Origin of the sequence: Halomonas sp. NyZ770, from assembly GCF_020616575.1 — a bacterium.
Lineage (GTDB): Bacteria > Pseudomonadota > Gammaproteobacteria > Pseudomonadales > Halomonadaceae > Vreelandella > Vreelandella hamiltonii.
The window spans coordinates 976,006-997,465 of record NZ_CP085143.1 but is presented as its reverse complement, the minus strand read 5'-3'; the positions used below and the strand labels follow the sequence as shown (position 1 = coordinate 997,465).

General features: G+C 62.0%; 24 protein-coding genes. 6 read left to right on the top strand and 18 right to left on the bottom strand.

Annotation, left to right across the window (positions count from 1 at the left end):
- Nucleotides 1–19: 19 nt before the first annotated feature.
- The 4 genes from LG409_RS04760 to fabV form a co-directional block, all read right to left on the bottom strand.
- Nucleotides 20–1,234, bottom strand: a complete 1,215-nt coding sequence (locus LG409_RS04760; RefSeq protein WP_039175754.1) for an aspartate aminotransferase family protein — start codon at nt 1,232–1,234, stop codon at nt 20–22.
- Between the two features lie 100 nt (nt 1,235–1,334).
- Nucleotides 1,335–2,309 (bottom strand): GlxA family transcriptional regulator, encoded by a 975-nt coding sequence (locus tag LG409_RS04755; protein ID WP_227407720.1) that lies wholly within the window; start codon nt 2,307–2,309, stop codon nt 1,335–1,337.
- A gap of 186 nt (nt 2,310–2,495) precedes the next feature.
- Nucleotides 2,496–2,711 carry a hypothetical protein gene (locus LG409_RS04750; RefSeq protein ID WP_016916408.1) on the bottom strand — a complete coding sequence of 72 codons (216 nt, stop codon included), beginning with the start codon at nt 2,709–2,711 and terminating at the stop codon, nt 2,496–2,498.
- Nucleotides 2,712–2,773: 62 nt separating this feature from the next.
- Nucleotides 2,774–3,979, bottom strand: coding sequence for an enoyl-ACP reductase FabV (gene fabV, locus LG409_RS04745; protein WP_039176082.1), 1,206 nt, complete (start codon nt 3,977–3,979; stop codon nt 2,774–2,776).
- 160 nt (nt 3,980–4,139) lie between these two features.
- Here fabV and LG409_RS04740 point away from each other — a divergent pair, with 160 nt between their 5' ends.
- The gene (locus LG409_RS04740; RefSeq protein WP_039175751.1) at nt 4,140–4,523 is read left to right on the top strand and encodes a DUF7079 family protein; all 384 of its coding nucleotides are present in this window, start codon (nt 4,140–4,142) and stop codon (nt 4,521–4,523) included.
- A 5-nt stretch (nt 4,524–4,528) separates the two neighbouring features.
- Here the strand turns inward: LG409_RS04740 and LG409_RS04735 are convergent, their stop codons facing one another.
- Together LG409_RS04735 and LG409_RS04730 are read right to left on the bottom strand one after the other, a co-directional pair.
- Entirely contained in the window at nt 4,529–5,014 is a 486-nt protein-coding gene (locus LG409_RS04735) for a glutathione peroxidase (protein WP_096921309.1), read from the bottom strand.
- A 101-nt stretch (nt 5,015–5,115) separates the two neighbouring features.
- Nucleotides 5,116–5,733, bottom strand: coding sequence for a LysE family translocator (locus LG409_RS04730; protein ID WP_227407719.1), 618 nt, complete (start codon nt 5,731–5,733; stop codon nt 5,116–5,118).
- 238 nt (nt 5,734–5,971) lie between these two features.
- On the opposite strand from LG409_RS04730, the gene LG409_RS04725 reads away from it, so the two are divergent.
- Nucleotides 5,972–6,703 carry a YebC/PmpR family DNA-binding transcriptional regulator gene (locus LG409_RS04725; RefSeq protein WP_039175748.1) on the top strand — a complete coding sequence of 244 codons (732 nt, stop codon included), beginning with the start codon at nt 5,972–5,974 and terminating at the stop codon, nt 6,701–6,703.
- A 12-nt stretch (nt 6,704–6,715) separates the two neighbouring features.
- On the opposite strand, the gene LG409_RS04720 is transcribed toward LG409_RS04725, so the two are convergent.
- From LG409_RS04720 to LG409_RS04710, 3 genes are all read right to left on the bottom strand, one after another.
- Nucleotides 6,716–7,354 (bottom strand): DUF429 domain-containing protein, encoded by a 639-nt coding sequence (locus tag LG409_RS04720; protein WP_227407718.1) that lies wholly within the window; start codon nt 7,352–7,354, stop codon nt 6,716–6,718.
- Between the two features lie 714 nt (nt 7,355–8,068).
- The gene (locus LG409_RS04715) at nt 8,069–8,362 is read right to left on the bottom strand and encodes a hypothetical protein (RefSeq protein WP_227407717.1); all 294 of its coding nucleotides are present in this window, start codon (nt 8,360–8,362) and stop codon (nt 8,069–8,071) included.
- Nucleotides 8,363–8,370: 8 nt separating this feature from the next.
- Nucleotides 8,371–9,537: a hypothetical protein gene (locus LG409_RS04710; protein WP_227407716.1), complete on the bottom strand. Its 1,167-nt coding sequence runs from the start codon at nt 9,535–9,537 to the stop codon at nt 8,371–8,373.
- A gap of 137 nt (nt 9,538–9,674) precedes the next feature.
- Between LG409_RS04710 and LG409_RS04705 the strand changes: the two genes are divergently transcribed.
- Nucleotides 9,675–9,938, top strand: a complete 264-nt coding sequence (locus LG409_RS04705) for a hypothetical protein (protein ID WP_039175741.1) — start codon at nt 9,675–9,677, stop codon at nt 9,936–9,938.
- Nucleotides 9,939–9,946: 8 nt separating this feature from the next.
- Here LG409_RS04705 and LG409_RS04700 read toward each other — a convergent pair whose 3' ends face one another.
- The 7 genes from LG409_RS04700 to ybaK form a co-directional block, all read right to left on the bottom strand.
- On the bottom strand, nt 9,947–10,084 hold the full coding sequence (locus tag LG409_RS04700; RefSeq protein WP_189462636.1) for a hypothetical protein: 138 nt from the start codon (nt 10,082–10,084) through the stop codon (nt 9,947–9,949).
- 12 nt (nt 10,085–10,096) lie between these two features.
- The gene (locus tag LG409_RS04695; protein ID WP_096921313.1) at nt 10,097–11,104 is read right to left on the bottom strand and encodes a zinc-dependent alcohol dehydrogenase family protein; all 1,008 of its coding nucleotides are present in this window, start codon (nt 11,102–11,104) and stop codon (nt 10,097–10,099) included.
- A gap of 59 nt (nt 11,105–11,163) precedes the next feature.
- Nucleotides 11,164–13,056 (bottom strand): ABC transporter ATP-binding protein, encoded by a 1,893-nt coding sequence (locus LG409_RS04690; RefSeq protein WP_039175739.1) that lies wholly within the window; start codon nt 13,054–13,056, stop codon nt 11,164–11,166.
- A gap of 48 nt (nt 13,057–13,104) precedes the next feature.
- Nucleotides 13,105–14,148 carry an AbrB family transcriptional regulator gene (locus LG409_RS04685; protein ID WP_039175737.1) on the bottom strand — a complete coding sequence of 348 codons (1,044 nt, stop codon included), beginning with the start codon at nt 14,146–14,148 and terminating at the stop codon, nt 13,105–13,107.
- 119 nt (nt 14,149–14,267) lie between these two features.
- Nucleotides 14,268–15,125 carry a PA4780 family RIO1-like protein kinase gene (locus LG409_RS04680; RefSeq protein ID WP_189462635.1) on the bottom strand — a complete coding sequence of 286 codons (858 nt, stop codon included), beginning with the start codon at nt 15,123–15,125 and terminating at the stop codon, nt 14,268–14,270.
- A gap of 20 nt (nt 15,126–15,145) precedes the next feature.
- Nucleotides 15,146–16,543 carry an ATP-dependent RNA helicase DbpA gene (dbpA, locus tag LG409_RS04675; RefSeq protein WP_227407715.1) on the bottom strand — a complete coding sequence of 466 codons (1,398 nt, stop codon included), beginning with the start codon at nt 16,541–16,543 and terminating at the stop codon, nt 15,146–15,148.
- A 251-nt stretch (nt 16,544–16,794) separates the two neighbouring features.
- Nucleotides 16,795–17,262 carry a Cys-tRNA(Pro) deacylase gene (gene ybaK / locus LG409_RS04670; RefSeq protein ID WP_039175734.1) on the bottom strand — a complete coding sequence of 156 codons (468 nt, stop codon included), beginning with the start codon at nt 17,260–17,262 and terminating at the stop codon, nt 16,795–16,797.
- Between the two features lie 105 nt (nt 17,263–17,367).
- Here ybaK and LG409_RS04665 point away from each other — a divergent pair, with 105 nt between their 5' ends.
- Entirely contained in the window at nt 17,368–17,553 is a 186-nt protein-coding gene (locus LG409_RS04665; protein WP_227407714.1) for a DUF3008 family protein, read from the top strand.
- A 47-nt stretch (nt 17,554–17,600) separates the two neighbouring features.
- On the opposite strand, the gene LG409_RS04660 is transcribed toward LG409_RS04665, so the two are convergent.
- Together LG409_RS04660 and LG409_RS04655 are read right to left on the bottom strand one after the other, a co-directional pair.
- Nucleotides 17,601–17,870 (bottom strand): hypothetical protein, encoded by a 270-nt coding sequence (locus LG409_RS04660; protein ID WP_039175732.1) that lies wholly within the window; start codon nt 17,868–17,870, stop codon nt 17,601–17,603.
- A 100-nt stretch (nt 17,871–17,970) separates the two neighbouring features.
- On the bottom strand, nt 17,971–18,834 hold the full coding sequence (locus LG409_RS04655) for a cation diffusion facilitator family transporter (protein ID WP_039175731.1): 864 nt from the start codon (nt 18,832–18,834) through the stop codon (nt 17,971–17,973).
- Nucleotides 18,835–18,943: 109 nt separating this feature from the next.
- On the opposite strand from LG409_RS04655, the gene LG409_RS04650 reads away from it, so the two are divergent.
- A complete protein-coding gene (locus tag LG409_RS04650; RefSeq protein WP_039175729.1) occupies nt 18,944–19,813 on the top strand; it encodes a LysR family transcriptional regulator in 870 nt (289 codons plus the stop codon).
- A 204-nt stretch (nt 19,814–20,017) separates the two neighbouring features.
- On the top strand, nt 20,018–21,427 hold the full coding sequence (locus tag LG409_RS04645; RefSeq protein WP_227407713.1) for a PhoH family protein: 1,410 nt from the start codon (nt 20,018–20,020) through the stop codon (nt 21,425–21,427).
- The last annotated feature ends 33 nt before the right edge of the window (nt 21,428–21,460 follow it).

Sequence of the window (21,460 nt, the reverse complement as noted above, 5' to 3'; positions counted from 1 at the left end):
GGTAACGCTTGCGGCCTGCTCATGCGCTGGCAACAAGGCGCTCAATGGCTCGTTCGAGACGCGCCATGCCTTCGGCGATGTCGGCCTCGGGGATCACCAGCGACGGCGCCATGCGCAACACATTGGGGCCTGCGATCAGCGCCATCACGCCCTCTTCCATGGCCAGCGGCAGGATATCCTTGGCGCGACCTTCAAAGGCATCGGACATCTGTGCGCCCATCAACAGGCCCATGCCGCGGATTTCCTTGAACACGCCGTGCTTGCGGTTGATGGTTTCCAGGTGCTCACGGAACAGGTCGTGACGCTGCTTGACCCCTTGCAGCACTTCGGGGGTGTCGATGAACTCGACCGCCGCCAGGGCCACCGCCGATGCCAGCGCGTTGCCGCCGTAAGTGGAGCCATGGGTACCGATCACCAGCGACTTGGCAATGGCGTCGGTGGTCAAGGTGGCACCGATCGGGAAGCCACCGCCCAGCGATTTGGCGCTGGTGAGAATGTCCGGAGTGATACCGAAGTTCTTGTAGGCGTACAGCTCGCCGCTGCGGCCAACGCCGGTTTGCACTTCATCGAAAATCAGCAGCGCGTTGTGCTCGTCGCACAGATCGCGCAGGCCCTGCAGGAACTCCTGGGTGGCGGGCACGATGCCGCCCTCCCCCTGCATGGGCTCGACCATGATGGCGCAGGTGTCATCACCCACCAGCTTGCGCACGCTCTCCAGGTCGTTGAAGTTGGCGTGCAGAATGCCGCCGGGCACCGGGCCAAAGCCCTGGGAGTATTTTGGCTGCCCGCCCACGCTCACGGTGAAGAAGGTGCGGCCATGGAACGACTGGTAGAACGAGATGATCTTGTCCTTGTGCTCGCCGTGGTGATCCACCGCCCAGCGGCGCGCCAGCTTCAGCGCCGCCTCGTTGGCTTCACCGCCGGAAGAGCACAGGAATACCTTGTCGGCAAAGGTGCGCTCGGTGAGCGTCTTGGCCAGCTTGAGCGCAGGCTCGTTGGTGAACACGTTGGACAAGTGCCAGAGCTTCTCGCCCTGCTCTTTCAACGCATTGACCAGTACCGGGTGGCAGTGACCCAGCGAGTTCACCGCAATCCCCCCGGCAAAATCGATGTATTCACGGCCTTGCTGATCCCACAGGCGGCTGCCTTCACCACGCACCGGAATGCTCTGTTGCGGTGAGTAGTTGGGCATCATGTAGTGGTCGAAATCCTGGCGACTTGGGGTGTGGCTCATGAAACAAATCCTCCGGTGGAGTCAGCGATGACATCAGTATACGAGGGGCGGTGGCCGCCCTGCTTTCACGATTGGGACGCTAAATTATGAAAAGCTGCGCCTACCCCAGCCGCTCTTCCCGCGGGGTGATCCCGAAGTGGTTACGGTAGGCGGTGGAAAAGTGCGCGCCCGAGGAGAAACCGGTCATCAGGGCAATGTCGCCCACGGGACGGTCGCTCTCTCTGAGCTGTTTGCGGGCTTCCTGCAGCCGCAAGTCCAGATAATAACGGCTGGGCACCGCTTGCAGGAACTTCTTGAACAGCCGCTCCAACTGACGCCGGGAAATGCCCAGGTGTTCGGCCAGTTCCAGGGTCGAAAGCGGCTCTTCGATATTGGCTTCCATCAGCGTGACCGCATCCACCAGGCTTTGCGGGGCGTGGCCCAGGCGGTGGCGCAGGGGGACGTGCTGGCGCTCATCGGCAAGGCGAATGCGATCGCACACGAACTGCTCCGAGACCTGTTCAGCCAGCCGTGGGCCGTGATGCTTGCCGATCAGCGTCAGCATCATGTCCATGGCGGCGGTGCCGCCCGCGCAGGTCAGACGATCACGGTCGATCTCGAACAGCTGCTGGGAAAGCGTGACCTGGGGGTACGCCTGGGCAAATGCGTCGAAGCGCTGCCAGGGCAGCGTCGCGCGATAGCCTTCCAGCAGCCCGCAGCGGGCCAGCACTTCGGTGCCCCCCGCCAGGCCGCCTAGCGCAACGCCCCTACCCTGATGACCGCGCAGCCACTCGTGAAGCCTGGCGGGCAGTACGTAGGGTAGCGGTGTCGGTGCGCAGACCAGCAGCATATCCAGCGGCCCAAGAGCGGCTTCCAACGGGTGCTGGGCCAGCAGCGAAAGCTGCGATGCACTGCGCACGGGCTCGTCATCCAGGCTGAGCGTCACCGTGTGATACAGCATCTGGCCACTGAGCTGATTGGCCATCTGCAGTGGCTCGATGGCGCTGGCATGGGCCAATAGCGAAAACCCGGGAAACAGCACAAAGGCAACCCGCCGACGCTGATCGGGGGAAGGCGTCAACGGCCGAGTGGGCATGTGAAGGTGTGACAAGGTGAGAGGCACTGCATGGAAACCGCCGCTGGCTGTCGAGATAACGTGTTCAAATCAAACGTCATCTTACCCAATTGCGGCGCGGAAGGCAGCGCCATGACCGCAGGAACAAAAACACGGCGCATAAATGCAAATTGCCGGGCCACTGGCCCGGCAAACGAAGGTGCTGCGTCAACCGCCGCTGTTGCCCATGCCAAGGATGACAAAGGCCGCCACCACCAGGCCCAGGCCAATGATCACCACGGGCAGCAGCTTGTGCATGCCACTGGGGGGCTTCTTGGCCTCCGGCTGTTTATGCGGCGCCGCCTTGTCGAAATCTTCGGGCAACCGCTGGTTCAGTACGTGCTCTTTCTCTTCTTCCGGGGTCTTGCTCTCTCTGGTATCCATACTCCACCTCTTCCTGACCGGTTAGATGAAACAGCGCGGCGTTCACTCCGTCGCCCCAAGCGTTACAAGGTTACGACATCGAACGCCACATCGGGGTTCACATCGGCATCGTAGTCCACATCGTCACGTTCGAAGCCAAACAGCTTCAGGAACTCATGCTTGTAACCAGCATAGTCGGTAATGTCGAACAGGTTCTCTGTGGTGACGTTTGGCCACAGGTCCTGACAGGCTTTTTGAACGTCGTCACGCAGCTCCCAGTCGTCCAGACGCAGACGGCCCTGCTCGTCGGTGGCCATCTCACCGGGCTGGCCTGAGTAGAGGCGCTCGCCAAACAGACGGTTCAACTGGTCGATGGTGCCTTCGTGCAGGCCCTGCTCTTTCATGATGCGGTACACCATGGCGATGTACAGCGGCATCACCGGAATCGCCGCGCTGGCCTGGGTAACGACGGATTTCAGCACCGCCACGTTGGCACCGCCGCCGCTCTCTTGCAGCTTGGCATCGATGGCCGCCGCTGCGCGGTCCAGGTCTTCCTTGGCTTTCCCCAGGGCGCCGTGCCAGTAGATCGGCCAGGTGATTTCGGTGCCGATATAGCTGAACGCCACGCTGCGGGCACCTTTGGCCAGCACGCCTGCGTCTGCCAGAGCGCTCATCCACAGCTCCCAGTCTTCGCCGCCCATCACGGTGATGGTGTCGTCGATCTCCTGCTGCGTCGCCGGCTCCACCTCGGCTTCGATGATCGCGTCCTTGTTGGTATCGATGGCCGTGGCGCGGTAGGTCTCACCGATGGGCTTCAGGCTGGAGCGCTTGAGCTCGCCGGTATCGGGCATCTTGCGCACCGGCGAGGCCAGTGAGTAAACCACCAGGTCGATCTCGCCCATGTCCTGCTTGATCAGCTCGATGGCCTTCTCGCGGGCTTCATGGGAGAACGCATCGCCGTTGATGGACTTGCTGTACAACCCTTCCTGCTTGGCAAACTTGTCGAAGGCCGCGCTGTTGTACCAGCCCGCCGTGCCGGGCTTCTTCTCGCTGCCGGGCTTTTCGAAGAACACGCCCAAGGTATCGGCACCGTAGCCGAAGGCCGCCGTGATACGCGCCGCCAGGCCATAGCCGCTGGAAGCCCCGATCACCAGCACTTTCTTCGGGCCCTGGTGCTTGTCCAAACCACGGGCGCGGGTCGCTTCGATCTGTTCGAGAACGTTCTGTTCGCAGCCTTTGGGATGAGTAGTGGTGCAGATAAAGCCCCGAACTTTCGGTTTAATGATCACATTGGACCCCTTCATCGGATGAGTATCATCGGAGCACCCTCGTGCTCACTTGCCAGTAGGCGCTATTCTAGCGGGCTCGGCGCGCCCTGTCCGCTCTTGAGGTTATGGGGGATTCACGGCAGGATAGCGCCCTGCCCACTTCCTGCCGATGAGAACCGTGATGAATGCACAGCAGCTAGTCGATGAACGCGGCGACCTCTGGTTGGCGCTCGCCCCGCTTTGGCTGGACCGCGAACCCACCGAGCGCGACTACGCCCGCATGATCGAGGTCATCGAACAGCACGGGCTACCGCTCAAGGAGCTCGAGTGGGTGTTCCGTATCGAGCTGGCCCCGGTGCTGTCACGCCATCAGCTGTCGGTGGCCAGCGAGTGGCGCAAGTTCGATGACTACAAGCTGATGAAGCAGCTGGTCAATCACAACCTGCGCCTGAAGGGTTGGCGGCGCAAAACCTGGGCGCTGTTTTCGGGCTTGACCACCATGATGGTACGCCACCGTTGGAACGACCTGATGCAGCGGCTGATGGTCAGCCGGGGCGAGCTCTAGCCCCTTCACGCTTTGTCCAGCGCCGCCTCCACGGCCAGGCGCAGGCGTGGGCCATGGTCTCGTGGGCCAAAACGCGCCAGCACTTGCCCGTCTCTGGCGACCAGAAACTTGGTGAAGTTCCACTTGATGGCCCGCGTGCCCAGCACGCCTGGCGCTTCCTGCTTGAGCAGCGTAAAGAGCGGATGCGCGTTGCCCCCGTTGACGTTCACCTTCTCCATGAGCGGAAAGCTGACCCCGAACTGCTGCTCCCCGAAGGTGCAGAATGCTTCGGCGCTTTCGGGCGACTGCCGCCCAAACTGGTTGCAGGGAAAGCCCAGCACGGTAAAGCCACGGTCACGGTAGCGTTGGTAAAGGCTTTCCAGCTCCTTGAGCTGGGGCGTAAAGCCACACTGGCTGGCGACGTTGACCACCAACAGCACTTGGCCGCGCAGCGCACGCAGGTTGAAGGGCTGGCCCTGATGGGTGTAGCAATCCTGTTCGTAAATGCTCATCACACACCCTCTTGCTATCGTCTGACGCTACCTTGCCACGAGGCGGCCTGCCAGCACCAGCCCGGCGGCTCACGCCTGCGCGAATTTTCCACCATGGCTGCTTATAACAGTGGCCCCGCCACGACCCTCAGCGCCAGCGCGATCAGCAGCACACCGGTAACACGGTTGACCCAGTGGGCGTGGCGCTGCAGCCAGGGCAGCACCCGCGAGTGCGACAGCCCCACGGCCACCAGTACGTACCAGCCGCCATCGATGACCATCGCCGTGGCCACGATGATGCCCTTGGCCAACGGGCTCATGTCCGGCGTCACGAACTGACTGAGCAGGGCCACGAAAAAGATGATCAGCTTGGGATTGCCCAGAGCCACCAGCACCGCTTCTCGGGCCGCCTGGCCTGGCGTGGTGACCACCGCATCGGCCGCCAGCGAGCTGGCGCGCCCGGCCCGCAAGGCCTTGAACCCCAGCCACGCCAGGTAGGCGGCCCCACCCCAGGTGATCAGCTGAAAGACCTCGGGGTGGCGTACCACCAGCGCGCCCAGCCCCAGCACGGTCAACAGGGCATAAAAACCCACGCCCAGGGCATGGAACACCGCCGCGGTCACGCCGGGCAGCCGCCCGCCCCCCAGGGTGTGGCGCAGTACCAGCGCGAGGCTAGGCCCCGGGGACATGGCCCCCATGGCACAGATGGCGGCCAGCGATAACCAGAGCGTCAGCGGCATGCGTTTCTCCATGAGTCCAGCGGTTGATCAGCGCACCAGTATACGCCAGCTCAAGCGCAGGCGGGTGGCTGCCTGGGCCGCGCATCGTGGAATCCTCCCCCGGCCTTGAATACGGCCTTAAATAACGCTGTTAGCATGGTACGCTGTTGGGTAAAATTTTCCTTTTTCAGAACGTTCGGCAACGCCGATCAATGACGCCTGCCGTGCAGGCAGTTCATGGTTAATAAAGGACTTCAATATGGGTAGGGCGTTTCAGAACCGTAAGGAATCCATGGCCAAGACGGCCGCTGCGAAAACCAAGGTGTACAGCAAGTACGGGCGTGAAATCTACGTCTGCGCCAAGGCAGGGGGCACCGACCCCAATGGCAATCTTGCGCTGCGCGGCCTGATGGAGCGTGCCAAGAAAGACCAGGTGCCGTCCCACGTCATCGACAAGGCCCTCGACAAGGCCAGCGGTGCCGGAGGCGAGGACTTCTCGTCCGCTCGTTACGAAGGCTTCGGCCCCGGCAATGCCATGGTCATCGTCGACTGCCTCACCGACAACCCCAACCGCACCTTTGGCGATGTGCGCGGCTGCTTTACCAAGACCAAGAGCAAGATCGGCACGCCGGGCAGTGTGAGCCACATGTTCGATCACTGCGCGATCTTCTCGTTTACCGGTGGCGATGAAGAAGCCGTGCTGGAAGCGTTGATGGAAGCCGACGTGGACGTCACCGACATCGAGCAGGAAGACGGTCGCATCACGGTATTTGCTCCGAACACCGATTACGCCAAGGCCAAGCAGGCACTGCTGGACGCCTTTGGCGAGATCGACTTCGAAGTGGATGAAATCCAGTTCCTGCCGCAGAACACCACGCCGGTGGAAGGTGACGACGTCGCCATGTTCGAAAAGCTGCTGAACATGCTCAACGAGCTGGACGACGTGCAGAACGTCTTCCACAGTGCCGAACTGCCGGAAGAGAACGCCTGAGCGGCTAGCCCTTCAGCGCATCACCAGGAACGAAAATCCACCCTTCGGCCGTCGGCATCTCCGCTGGCGGCCAGGCAACCTGCTGGGGCGCATGCTCCAGTGCCCAGGCCAGCAACGCACACTGCCATGCATCGTGCATGTCCTGCTGGCGGGGGGGGGCTGGTACAGCACCGCCTGCCATTGGGCCGGGATCACGCAGCGCTGGCGCAAAGCGGCAAAGCCCTTGGAGCGTTTGGCGGGGGATGGATACCCCTCCACGACAGTCAGCTCCCCCTGCTCGCTCTGCCACTGACCGCACGCCACGCTATGCGGCGCAAAACGCGCCAGCACGTGCATGCCTTTGGTGGCCTGGCTGCCAATCATGTCCTTGATGGGCGACAGCGGCGTAACGCCACGTTCGAACAGCCAACGCTCGCTGTGTCGGTAAAGATAGGGGTTTTCCTGAGAGCGGCCCAGTGCCGCGACGGCTTCCCCTCTGGCCAGGGCCAGCAGTGCCTGCGGCAGCGCCAGCGGTGTATCCACCGCCATGAAGACCCGTTCACCACCGTCCGCCATGTGCTGGCAGAGCCCCAACAGGCGGGTGATCAGATCACCAGGCGAGGCGGCGTCATTGAGCGTCTCGCGCAGATTGCCCCGCCAGGGCGCTCCCACCAGGGTCAGTGACGCATCGGAGGTACCACAACACACGGGGGGGGGGGGGGGGGGGGGGGGGGGGGGGGGTGGGGGGGGGGGGGGGGGGGGGGGGGGGGGGGGGGGGGGGGGGGGGTGGAAAATCAATAGACGAGAGGAGGGAAGGCGGTGGGTAGATGGTAATGAAACCATAGGAAATGAAGTGGTGTGAAAAGAAAGGAGGAGGGTTGAAGAAAAGGAGAACGGGATGAAAGAAGATATGAGATGGGATGGTAGGGAGTTCCCCCTAAGGATAGAGATGTTAGAAGGAACGGAGGTAGGATTGAGGATAGTTATGGTTAGGAGGTAGAAGGAGTAGGTGTTGATAGGTGAGTGGGAGGGAAAAATGGGGAGAAGAGGAATAGTAGTGGTGGGGATGGGATATAGGATGGTTGGGGGGGATTAGATAGGAGAAATAGATGGGAATAAATGAAGAAGAGGGAGAGGGGGATGGTTGTTAGGGGAATATATAGGGTGAGGGGAGAAAATGGGGAGGTTGGGAAGGTTGAAATTCATGATTGGGAGGATAGGAATAATTGATGAGGGAAGGGAGGGGCTGATATAAGTTAATGAAAATATGGAGGTTAAGATAAGGTGGTAAGAGTGTGGGGGGGGGTAAATGAAGAAGGAGTGTGGGGATAGAGTAGATCGGTGTATAGAAAGAATGATGGACGGAGGTTTGTTGAGGAATGGATTTTAAGTGGGAACATGGATTGGCCCCAACAGCGTCACCATGTTGCGTAAAGAGGGCTCGATGACGATGGGCACCGCAATGGCCAGGGCCGTGATCAGGATCAGCAGACGCGTCAGAGGCACCAGCGCAAAGACCCGAAACCTGATCGGGCCATGCAACCGATTGGCCAGCCAGTTGAGCCCCCGCTGGCTGGCAATGATCAGCACAATGGCACCTGCCAGCAGCAACCCCAGCGTGATGAAGGCTTCGCTGTCCAGCTCGTTAAACAGGCGGGCATACTGTTCGTGATCGTCCATGTGGGCTCCTAAAGGGGGTCTACCAGGTAGTGTCTCGATTCCAGCAGTTGCCGAACGCTGGCGTAGCTCAAGGGTGCCACCTGCCACCGCCCCTGATGGCAGTGCAGCATGCCGCGACTGGCCAGCGCGAACCGAACGCTCACTATCTCATGTTCCGAGAAAGGCAGCACATGGGCCAACGCCTGATCCTCCAGCCCCCCATGGATCAACAGGGTGTGTAGCAGCAGGGTGGCCAGATCGCCGGTGTCGGCGGGGAGCTCCGCATCCGCCAGCGTATCCAGCAGCCATAGCGATGTTTCGCCATGATCGGAACGGTTGCCCGTGTGAGCGCGGGCGTCCTCGGCCGGTTCACGCAGGCGCTCACGCCAATAGTGCCAGGCAATTCCCAGGTGGCCGCGACTATGGGCCGCCAACTGCTGGAGCTCCTTGAACACGCCCTTTTGTTTGGGGGAGTCCTCCAGCACGGGCTGTCGAGTACGGGTGCTGTAAACGGGCGGGCACTGGCCTGCGGCCTGGGAAAAATAGTCCGCCAGCTGTGCGCCTTCAAGCCCTTGCAGCGTCAACACGGGAACCCCTTCCAGCCCGACGGCCTGCTTCAGAAAGGCGTAACTCCAGCTATCACACCCCAACACGCCCTGCCCCAGCCGCCCGCCCTGGGCACGCTCCACCAGCGCGCGCACGCCCTGCAAACCATAGGCATGACGCAGGAAATGCCGCTCCAGCGCCGGAATGGCCCAGCGCTTTGTCGGGGCAGCCGCCGTTACCCACGCCAGTTCTCCAGCCATGCGCTCGGCAAAGGTAGGCACCTCCAGGCACTCGATGCCGTGCTGTCCCGCCCAGTGGCCAACGATATCCGCATGCCCACCGTGGGGAGGCGACACGAACAGCACCAGCGGTCCTTCTTGATAGGCGGCCAGCGCCCGATGCAAGCTCATCGCGGCAGGCGTCCAATCCACCGGAGGTGCCCAGTGGGCGAGTTTCACTTCCGGCAAGGCGCGCAGCTCGCTCTCCAGTGCCGCCTGACGCCTGTCGGCACGGTTCCCCAGCATCCAGGCAGTGGCCACGCGCCAACTGCGCTTCCACTGGCTGGCCTGGGTATGCTGCGGTGTTTGAAAGGCTTCCAGTTCCACTACTTCCCACGGAGCTGGCGCTGCATTCGTCGGGCCTTGATCCATATCGCGCCTCGCGCCGGTAAAGTAGATCAAGATTAGCATGCCCCACGTACGACCACGCAGATAGCCGAACTTATCGTCTAGAATAAAGTCGTTAGGATAAGGCCAATACATTGATGAGCGATGCGCAGGAGGCAACGATGAGCGTGGTTGACGTCACCAGGGAAGAGCTACACGAGAAGCTTGCGAAGTGCATTGCTGGGGAGCGAGTGCTGATCGAACAGGAAGGTAATCGGTTCAGCGCGCGCATACAGCACGTGGGAATGACGGGGGTCAAAGTGATCCCGGAAACCATCATCAAGAACAGTACCGGCGACCCCGGTGACATGAACGGTGTTACCGTGCCCTACGATGATATCTGGGAGCTGGAGGTCAAGGGTGTGGTGTTCAGCCGCAAGGCTTAGTGAGCCCGTCAAGCGCCATTCCCTTTTCGCAGGGCAGGCAACAACAGCGCCCGCCACCAACGCCCGCCATCATGGCGGGCGTTGTGCATATAGCTATCTGCTACGGGCTCGATCTGCTCGGGTTCGATCACTTTACCTTCGATCAAACGGTCACCCGATCAATAGCTGAGGCAGATTTTACCGAAGTGCTTGCCAGACTCCTGATGACGAAACGCGTCCGCGATATCGGCCAGCGCAAACTCCCGGTCGATCACCGGCTTCAGATTGGCCGCCTCGATGGCCTTGATCATCTCCATCTGATGACGGCGGCTGCCCACGATCAGCCCCTGCAAACGTGCCTGCTTGGCCATCAGCTTTGCCGTGGGCACCTCGCCTTCACGGCCGGTCAGCACGCCGATCAGCGAAATGTGCCCGCCGATTTTCACGGCGTCGATGGATTGCGGCAAGGTGCCCGGTCCACCGACTTCCACTACGTGATCGACCCCTTCACCGTGGGTCAACTCTAGCACACGCTTGCCCCACTCAGGCGTGTCACGGTAGTTGATGGTGTGCTCGGCGCCCAGTTCACGCAGGCGCTCCAGCTTGGCATCGGACGACGAGGTAGCGATGACCCGGGCGCCCATCAGCCTGGCAAACTGCAGAGCAAAGATGGAGACGCCCCCGGTGCCCAGCACCAGCACGCTATCGCCCGCTTTCAGCCCGCCGTCTACCACCAGTGAACGCCAGGCGGTCAACCCCGCCGTGGTCAGCGTAGCGGACTCGGCATGGCTGTAGCCCTTCGGCTGGTGGGTGAACCAGTTGGCCGGGCGCACCACCTGCTCACGGGCATAGCCATCGACGCCGTCGCCGGGTGTGGTGGCAAAATCGCCTACCCGAGCGGGGCCTTCCAGCCAATCGGGGAAAAACGTCGAGACCACTGCATCACCGACGGCAAACTCCTCTACTCCCTCGCCCACGGCCTCCACGACCCCGGCCCCATCCGACATGGGGATACGGCCATCAGCGGTAGGGATCATCCCTGCCACCACGGCATAGTCATGGAAGTTCAGCGAGCTGGCGTGCAGGCGCACCTTGATCTCGCCGGGGCCGGGCTCGCCGGGAGCAGCGAGGTCGACGACATCGAGGTGGTCCAGCCCACCGGGGGCACGTAGCTGTATGGCTTGCATCACTATCTCCTTTGCATGCGCCAAAAATAGGCGACCGGTCTAGTATCGACTCTCTACGGCTACATGGGGGTCGCCTGTTCAGAATCAAGGTCATTGCCCAAAAAACCGCCCGACTGGCGCTGCCACAGGCCGGCGTAAATACCGTTGCGGGCCAGCAGCTCCTGATGGGTGCCGCTTTCTACCAGGCGGCCTTCATCCACCACGATCAAGCGATCCAGCATGGCAATGGTCGAAAGCCGATGGGCAATGGCGATGACGGTCTTGCCTTCCATCAGGGCATCCAGCTGCTCCTGAATAGCGGCCTCCACTTCGGAGTCCAGCGCCGAGGTGGCTTCGTCCAGCACCAGAATAGGCGCATTCTTGAGCAGTACCCGAGCAATGGCGATGCGCTGACGCTGGCCCCCGGAGAGCTTGACGCCCCGCTCGCCCACATGGGCATCCAGGCCCCGGCGCCCCTGCGGGTCGACCAGATCATGAACGAACGTATCGGCATGGGCGCGGCACACCGCCTGCCACACATCGTCGTCGCTGGCCTGGGGGCTGCCGTAGCGAATGTTGTCGCGCAGCGAGCGATGCAGCAGCGACGTGTCCTGGGTGACCATGCCGATCTGGTGACGCAGCGACGTTTGGGTGACCTCGGCAATGTTCTGGCCGTCGATCAGAATGCGCCCTCCCTGCAAGTCGTAAAAACGCAGCAGCAGGTTCGCCAGGGTCGACTTACCCGCCCCAGAGCGGCCAATCAGGCCGATCTTCTCGCCGGGCCGAATGGTCAGGCTCAGCCCGTCGAACACGTGTCGGCTCTGCCCCTTGGCCTGGGCATACTGAAAGCGCAGGGCATCGAAGACGATTTCGCCTTTGGGCACGCTCAGCGCCTTGGCATCGGGAGCATCCTTGACCGTCGGCTGCTGGGCGATGGTGTTCATGCCATCCTGCACCGTACCGATATTCTCGAACAGCCCGGCGACCTCCCAGAGAATCCAGTCCGACATGAAGCGGATACGCATCACCAGCGCAATGGCAATGGCCAATACCCCCAGCGAGATCGCCTCCAGGAACCAGGCCGCAATGGCCATGCCGGCGGTGCCGACCAGCAGCAGCGTATTGAGCAGCGTCAGGCAGACACTCATCACCGTGACCAGCCGCATCTGACGGTGTACGGTGATCATGAAGCCTTCCATGGCATCCTTGGCGTAGCGCTCTTCGCGCTGGGTGTCGGCAAACAGCTTGATGGTCTGAATGTTGCTATAACTATCGACGACCCGGCCGGTCATCTGCGCACGGGCATCCGCCTGGGCCATGGAAACGTCCCGCAGCCGGGGCACGAAGTAGCGCATGATGCCCAGATAGCCCACCAGCCAGACACCCAGCGGCAGCAGCAGCCAGGGGTCGGCCCGCCCCAGCAGAATCGCCGCGCCGGTAAAGTAGACGATGGCGTAGACCATCAGGTCCATGACCTTGGTGACGGTCTCCCGCACGGCCAGTGCCGTTTGCATCACTTTTTGCGACACGCGCCCGGCAAACTCGTCCTGATAGAACGCAAGGCTCTGGCTCAGCATATGGCGATGCGAGAGCCAGCGGCCGATCATCGGGTAATTGCCAAAAATGCTCTGGTGGGTGATCAGCGACTGGCCCAGCACCAGCAGGGGCAGCCCGACCACTACCGCCAGCCCGACACCCGCCAGCCACAGCCCGTGCTGCGCCCAGAAGTCGGCCCGCTCGACCCGGCCGAGCCAATCCACCAGCTCGCCCATATAGCTGAAGAACATCACCTCGGCGGCGGACACCACGGCAGTCATCAGCGACATCAGCAGCAGCCAGGGCCAGACTGGCCGCGAAAAGTGCCAGATAAACGGCAGCAACCCTTTAGGAGGCGTCGACACCTCACCTTCCGGGTAGGGGTTTACGCGGCGTTCAAAAAACTGGAACAGCGGCAACAGCAGGCGTGACAACATGGGAAGTCCTTGACGAAGAAGCCTTTGAAGAGAGCCGAATGGCGTCTGTCAGTGCGCTCGGCGGCGGCTCAGCAGCCAGCGCGCCCAGAACGGCGCGAACACCATCAGGGTAATCATGCGCAGCAGGTGATGAAAGGCCACGAAGACCGGGTCGATATCCAGGGCAACGGCCAGAATCGCCATTTCACCGATGCCACCAGGGGCCAGCGCCAGCAGCGCCACATCTCGGCCCACCCCTACGGTGCGATGAATGAGTTCGGCGAATACCGCCAGGGCCATCAGGGCCAGCAGGGTCGCCACGCCCGATTGCCACAGGTAGCGGCCCAGCAACCTGCGGGTCATGCCCTGGAAACGCGAGCCAATGGCACTGCCCAGTACCCACAGCATCAGGTTCATGCCCCACTGGGGCAGCGCCAGGCTGGCCAGGTCAAGCCCCGACAGCAGGGCGGCCATGAGCAAGGGAGTCAGCAGCGCCGAGCTGGGGATGCGCAGCCAGCGGCCCAGCGGTATCAGCAGGGGAATGGTCAGCAACATCCAGCCGTGTTCCAGCGACGAAGCGGCTGGCCCCAACGAGCCCTCGCCCCCTTCAAAGGCCCAGAACAGCGGTGGCAGGAAGAGAATGACCAGAATAATGCGTAGCGACTGGGCAACGGCGATGCGCTGAGGGTCACCACCACACTTTTCGCCCAGCAGAATCATCGCCGTCATCGCGCCGGGGGCGGCACCAAACCAGGCGCTCACCGGGTCGAACCCGCAGCGCCGATACCAGGCCGAGGCCACCGCCGTGGAGGCGGCCACCCCGAGCAGCAGCAGCGCCGCCGACAGCGGCCAGTCCAGCACACGATGTGCCAGCTCCGGCGTTACCTGGCTGCCCAGCACCAGCCCCATGACGGCCAGGAACACGTTGCGCAGCGGCTCGGGCACTGCAACGCTGGCGCCCTTGGCGGAGGCCAGCAGATTGGCCACCAGCGGGCCCAGCATCCAGGCCAGGGGAAGGTTCAGCAGTTGAAACAGCAGGCCGCCCAGGGCGCCGACACCCAGCGACACGGCCAGCGCTCTGGCACTTGCTGCACTGAAACGACTTCCCTTCACGCGCCCCTCCTCCTGAGCAATTGCCTACCCGACCACGCGTTTTCGGCCAGCGAGCCTATCGGCATGGCGGCATATCATTACCCTGCTAATGGACAGCCTAGTGTACACGATATCGGCGGCTAGTCTTCGTCGTCATCGCCGCGCAGGCGCGCCAGGCGTTCGGCTTCCTCTTCCTTGGCGTCGTCGATGACTTCCATCAGCTCTGCCACGTTGGCAATGTGGCTGTCGAACTCGAAGTGGCCGGTCAGCTGGCTTTCGGGGTGCAGCTCGCCGGACTCATAGAGCGCCCACATCTCCTTGCCGTAATGGGTGTCCAGCAGCTCCGGGGCAAAGCGGCCAAAATAGGCGCGCATGTTGTTGACGTCGCGCTCGAGCATGGCGGCGGCGCTGTTGTTACCTGCGGCATCCACCGCCTGGGGCAGGTCGATGATGACCGGGCCGTCGGCATCCACCAGCACGTTGAACTCGGATAAATCGCCGTGGATGAGACCGGCACACAGCATACGCACCACGTCCTGGATCACTTTGGCGTGATAGCGCAGCGCCTGCTCGTGGGTCAGGGTGACATCGTCAAGGCGCGGGGCCACGTCGCCCGCCGCATCGCTGATCATCTCCATCAGCAGCACGCCATCCACGAAGCCATAGGGCTTGGGAACGCGCACGTCGGCAGCGGCCAGCCGATACAGCGCGTCCACCTCGGCGGTGAGCCACGCCTGCTCCTGCTCTTTCTGGCCGTAGCGGGTCTTCTTGGCCATGGCCCGAGCGCGGCGGCTGTTGCGCTCCTTGCGCCCTTCCTGATACTGCACCGCCTGCTTGAAGCTGCGCTGCTTGGCCTCCTTGAAGACCTTGGCACAGCGCGTCTCGTCACCACAGCGTACGACGTACACCTGCGCTTCCTTGCCGCTCATCAACTGCATCAGCACCTCATCGATCAGGCCATCGTCGACCAGGGGCTGTAATCGTTTGGGTGTTTTCATGGCTTGCTGCGCTGATCCTGTTAGTGACGAATGCGGCGCACTCGGAAAGCACGCCCCTTGAGTTTATCCCGCTCCAGCTTGGCCTGGGCACGTTGAACAGCACCGCGCTCCACTGCCACGTAAGCGCTGCGGGCCAGTACCTTGATCTTGCCCACCTGATCACCCCGCAGGCCGCCTTCACTGGTCAAGGCGCCCAGAATGTCGCCAGGGCGCAGCTTGTCTTTCTTGCCACCTGCCAGCTGTAGCGTGGCCATGGGTGGCTCGAACGGAGTGCTGTCGGACGCCTTGGGCAGCGGCTCGGGGGTCAGCGGCTCGCCCAGCAGCTCCGCAAGGCGTTCGAGGCGATAATCTTCCTGCGGTGTCACCAGGGTACAGGCGATACCACTGGCCCCAGCGCGCCCAGTGCGGCCTACGCGATGAACATGCACTTCCAGCTCGCGGGCGATCTGGTAGTTGAAGACGGCATCCAGCTGGGCGATGTCCAGCCCACGGGCGGCCACGTCCGTGGCAACCAGAATCGACGCACTCTGGTTGGCGAACAGCACCAGCAGTCGATCACGATCCTTCTGCTCCAGGTCGCCGTGCAGGGCCACCGCACTGAAACCCGCATCGACCAGGCTGTCGGCCACCGCCTGGGTTTCGCGCTTGGTGTTGCAGAACACCACGCTGGTGGTAGGGCGGGTGGCCAGCAGCAGCTGTTTCAGCGCCGCAAAGCGTGCGTCGTCGTTGGCCACGGCGTAGAAGTGCTGCTCGATGGTGGTGGCATCGTGGGTCTCTTCCACCTTGACGCTGACAGGGTCGCGCATGACACCCCGTGTCATGATGGCCAGGCCTTCGGTCGACTGCTCGTCCGGGAAGGTGGCGCTGAACAGCAGCGTCTGGCGGTCGGCAGGCGTGTCGGCAATGATGTCGTCGATGGTGGCTTGAAAGCCCATATCGAGCATGCGGTCGGCTTCGTCCAGCACCAGGGTCGTCAAAGACCCCAGCGTCAGCGAGCCTCTGCGCAAGTGCTCGTCAATGCGCCCCGGCGTGCCCACCACGATATGCGCACCGTGCTCCAGGGAGGCCAGTTGCGGGCCAAAGGCCGCGCCGCCACACAGCGTCAGCACTTTCACGTTGGCCATGCCGCGCGCCAGACGGCGCAGCTCTTCGGCTACCTGGTCTGCCAGCTCCCGGGTCGGGCACAGCACCAACCCTTGCACGCTGAACGCTTCCACTCGGAGCTGAGAGAGCAGCGCCAGGCCAAACGCGGCGGTCTTGCCCGAGCCGGTCTTGGCCTGGGCCATCACGTCGCGGCCCGCCAGCATGGGCGGCAGGCTCTGCGCCTGAACCGGCGTCATCTGGTGATAGCCAAGGGAGTCCAGCGTGGCAAGCAGCGCAGGCGACAGCGCAAGAGATGCAAAAGAGGTATCTGACACAAGAAATTCCTGAAGGGGCATGAGGCCCAGCAATTCGATAATGTGAAGCACCATACCAGAAAGCGCCCTGCCCTGCCTGACTGGGAGCAGGCCGCCCTTGGCATGGCGTCAGGCTTTGTACGAAAAGTCGGCGAGCGATGGCCAGACAAGGCAAAAATCGGCGAAAAGACGGAGTTTACAAGGTGTAAATGAGTACTTTGAGCCGATTTTTAACGCCGTATGGGCGAGCGTAGGCAGTTTTCGTACAAAGCCTAGGCGGAGAGCGCCGCGAATTGCCCATGGCTCAAGGCCGCCAGGTCATCGGGGGAGAGCTCGATCTCCAGCCCGCGGCGCCCGGCACTGACATACAGCGTGGGCCACGCCTTTGCAGAGGCATCGATGAAGGTGGGCAAACGCTTTTTCTGGCCCAGCGGGCTGACGCCGCCCAGCACGTAACCGGTGCTGCGCTCCACTGCTTCCGGCGCTGCCATCGCCGCCTTCTTGGCCCCTGCGGCCTTGGCAATCTGCTTCAGCCCCAGCTGGCAATCGACCGGTACGATCCCCACGGCCAGCTGCTTGCCATCCAGGCTGACCACCAGCGTCTTGAACACTTGTGCCGGTGAAACACCCAGCTTTTCGGCGGCTTCCAGGCCATAGGACGTGGCCGCTGCATCATGTGGATAGTCGTGTACCTGAAAGGCAATGCCTGCTTGCCGTGCACTATTGATGGCCGGGGTCATGGAGGTCTCGTGAGTTGAACGTGGCGGTGGACATCTCATCGTCTACTGCCAAACTTAATAGCGTGCCAACGCTTTGGAAGTCAACCGACAGAAAGGAGTCTGACCATGAAGGCCACCTCAAAAGCACAGCAAAAGGCGGCGGGCGCTGCTCTTTCCGCCAAGCGCGGGGAAAGCAAACCCGGTGAGCTCTATGGCGCATCGAAAGAGATGTACGACGACATGAGTGAAGCCGAGCTGGAAGAGATGGCGGGCACGCCACGCAAGGGGAAGCCACAAAAGCGCGAAGAGTGAGTACCGCGCCAGCACGAAGGCTGGCGCGAGGCTTTAGGTGCCTTCGCTCAGGGGCAAGGCACCACGCGACGCAGGGTATCCTTGGCCCATAGCGTCTGGCCATCCGGCGTGCGGCCATGCTCGTTCCAGCGCTCGGTGGTTTCCAGGCAGTAGGAGCCGGCATCTTCGGTGCGCGGGTCAGCGCTGACGGGACGCTCACCACCGATACGCATGACGTCCGGATTATCCGTGGTGTAACGGGGGGCAACGGTATTACTGGCACAGCCAGCCACCAGGACGGTAGCCAGCAGTACGGGCAAACAGCGGCGCAATGGCATGTTTTTACAACCCTCACAAGCAGTGATAAACCGACACCAGTTGTCGGTAGCGCTAGATACCACTCGCCCAGCGCCACCGTCAATCTTTTTTGATGCGGGCTCAGGTCACCAGTGTAATGCTCATGACCGGGCGCAAATTACGCTGCTTGCAGTGCTGCTCGACGCTTTCCACGATCTCTTCGGCGTCATCGATCTGCTGCTTGTCCAGTTGGATATCCACCATCAGGAAACTGCCCACCTGGGCCAGGCGCACATCGTCGTCGGCAATATCGAAATCCGCCACTTCCTGAATCACTTCCTGACGAACGCTGCCCACGGGCTCACCGAACATCAGTTCACGCAAGGCATCCTTGACCATGCGAATCGGCATGGGCAAGAAATAGCCCGCGATAATCAGCACCATGACCGGGTCGGCGAACCGTGCCAGATGCGCCCAGGGCGTCAACGTCAGCCCCCAGGTCAGCACGAACCCCAGCATCACGGCGGCACTCAGCCAGGTATCCATCTGCCACTGACGAAGCTCGGCATTCAATAGCGAAGACTTGGCAACCCGCGCATGGCGCGCCAGCCACCACCACGTCACCAGACACCCCGTGACGTTGACCACACCAAAGATCAAGGCCAGGTCCAGGGTCACCAGGCGGCCTCCCTGAGCCAGGCTCCACAGCGCCGAGACCAGCGAAAACAGGCAGACCAGGGCAATCACCACGCCTTTGAGCAGCACTGCCAACGGCTCTACCGTCAGCCGCCCAAAGGGGTAGTGATCATCAGCGGGCTTGCGCGCCTGCTGAAGGGCAAACAGCGACAGCGAGGCCAGCACTAAACTTAATAGCGAATAGCCGCTGTCGAAGAGTATCGTGATCGAGCCACTGGCCAGGCCGAGCGCCAGGCCGGTAAACGCGAACAGACTGGCAGAAATGGCGGAAAATCTGAGCGCACGGCGCTCTGCGATGAAGGGGGTCACGCGAATTGCTCCATGAAAAGTAGGTATAGCGCGGGGTATCATAGGGAGACCTGCCACGTTAAACCAATCGCTCAGCGCCAACATTATTGGCACCCAGGAAGGCAACATCATGCGCGCAGAACAGGTGGAAGCGTTTATCGAAGTGACCGAACACGGCTCCTTTGCGGCGGCGGCTCGGCATACCGGCATGAAACGCAGCACGCTCAGTGCGGCCGTGAACGCCCTGGAAGATAGCCTGGGGGTGGCGCTGTTCGAACGCTCGGGCAACAGCCTGCAGCTCACGGCGGTGGGCGAAAGCGTGTTGCCGGACTGCTACCGCCTGCTGACCAGTGCCAGCCGGATCAAGAAGCATTGCCAGCAGCATTTGCAAGGCGTCGAGAGCCAACTGTGCATTGCCCGCGACGATGCGCTGCCCGAAGCCTTCTGGCGTCAGGTCATGCACGAACTGAAGCAGCGCTACCCGCTGACCGCCATTTCGGTGTACCTGCTGCCCCCGCAAGAGCACCCGCAGTTCGTGGTGCGCCAAACCGTGGACATCGCTTTCGGCCTGTATACCGCCGAGGGCACCACGGTGAAGGCCAATCATCTGGCACCGGTCAGCATGAGTCTGGTGGCCGCTCCCGATCACCCGCTCAGCCGCCTGCCCAGCGTCACCCGAGATGATCTGGCCCAGTACACGCAGGTGTGCCTGACCTTCGACCAGGGCGACAGGCTGGTCAGCGAAGCGCTGTTTTCGACCAACTACCTGGGGTTGACGATGTTCGAGGTGATCCGTGATGCGGCGATCAACGGCACCGGCTGGGCACTCCTGCCCTACCCGCTGGTCAAAGAAGCATTGGCCAACGGCCAGCTCTGCGCGCTCAATCATGACCTGGCGCTGGAAAGCCACTACTACCGCTACGTGGAGGGCGAAAGCCTTGGCGTGGTAGCCACCGCGCTATTGACCAGCGTGACGCGTTTTCTGAGCGCGACTCGCTAGGCCTCGAACCTCATCACCACAGGGATCAATGACTACGTTGAAATATCGCGGTGGCGAAAATGGCCAAAGCCTTCCACGCTATAAGCAAGTACTTAACAAGGAGGAGCAGGACACGCTAGCGAAGCGGCACAGGTAAGTGTCATCCAAGCGTAAAGAGCATCTGCCAGTGTCGGTATTGCCGTCAACCAAGGAGTAGTTTCCGCGATGGTACGACTCGATAAGAAAGCCACCAGGCTGTATGTGCTGGATACCAACGTCCTGATTCACGACCCCGCCGCGCTCTATCATTTCGATGAGCACGATGTGGTCATCCCCATGACCGTGCTTGAAGAGCTGGACAAGCACAAGAACGGCATCCGTGAAATTGCCCGCACCGCTCGCCAGATCAGCCGCACCCTGTCCGACCTGACCAATCAGGTCACCTTCGATGAAATCCAGAAAGGCATCCCCATTCCACGTATCAGCGGGGAGTCCGGTCGGCTGCACTTTTTGTGCTACAACGACCTGAAGCCGCTCGACGCGCTGGATGACAGTCCCGACAACCGCATCCTGGCAGAGACCTGCCGCCTGCGTGACGAGCGCCCGGATGCCTCGGTGATTCTGATCACCAAGGACATCAATCTTCGCGTCAAGGCTGCCGCGCTGAAAGTGCCCGTCGAGGACTACCTCAACGACCGCGCCTTCTCCGATAGCGATGCGATGATCGAAGGGGCCAAGGTGTACGAGGCCGCAGGCCTGGGCGGTGCCTCGCTTTGGGAAAGTCTCAACGTGGAGGTCAATGTCGAGCGCGTCGCGCACCACACTTTCTACCAGCTCAGCGGCACCATGCCCCGGGACTGGCATGTCGGCATGCTGGTGTCGGATAGCGAAAACGGCGCGGAATTCGAAGCCATCGTTCGGGAGCTATCGCCCTCCTCTGCCCGCTTGCAGCTGCTTACCAACTACCGCCACCACGCGGGCGTCTGGGGGGTGCACGCCCATGACAGCCGCCAGAATTTTACCCTGAACCTGCTCATGGACCCCGAGATCGACCTGGTGACCATTGCCGGTAATGCGGGCACCGGTAAAACCTTCATGACCCTGGCCGCCGCGTTTCAGCAGACCCTGGACAGCAAACGCTTCGAACGCATCGTGTTCACTCGAGCACCCATCCCCATGGGCGAAGACATCGGCTTTCTGCCGGGCACGGAAGAGGAAAAGATGTCGCCGTGGATGGGGGCCTTCCATGACAACATGGATAACCTGCTGCGCAACGAGGAGGGAGAGTCGAGCTGGGACAACGGTGCCACGCGGCAGCTGATCGGCTCGCGGGTGCAGATCCGCTCGCCCAGCTTCATGCGCGGGCGCACGCTCAACGATACGTTTCTGATCATCGACGAGGCGCAAAACTTCACGCCCAAGCAGCTCAAGTCGCTGGTGACGCGGGCAGGACGCAACACCAAGATCGTCTGCCTCGGCAACGTGGGGCAGATCGACACCCCCTACCTGACCGCCAACACCTGCGGCATGGCCGCCGTGGTGGAGCGGTTCCGGGATTGGCCCCATGCAGGTCACATAACGCTGAAAAGCGTCGAGCGTTCACGGCTGGCACTGGCAGCAGAGGAACTGCTTTGAACAGCCGCTGACGTCGTTGCCCTACCATCCAAC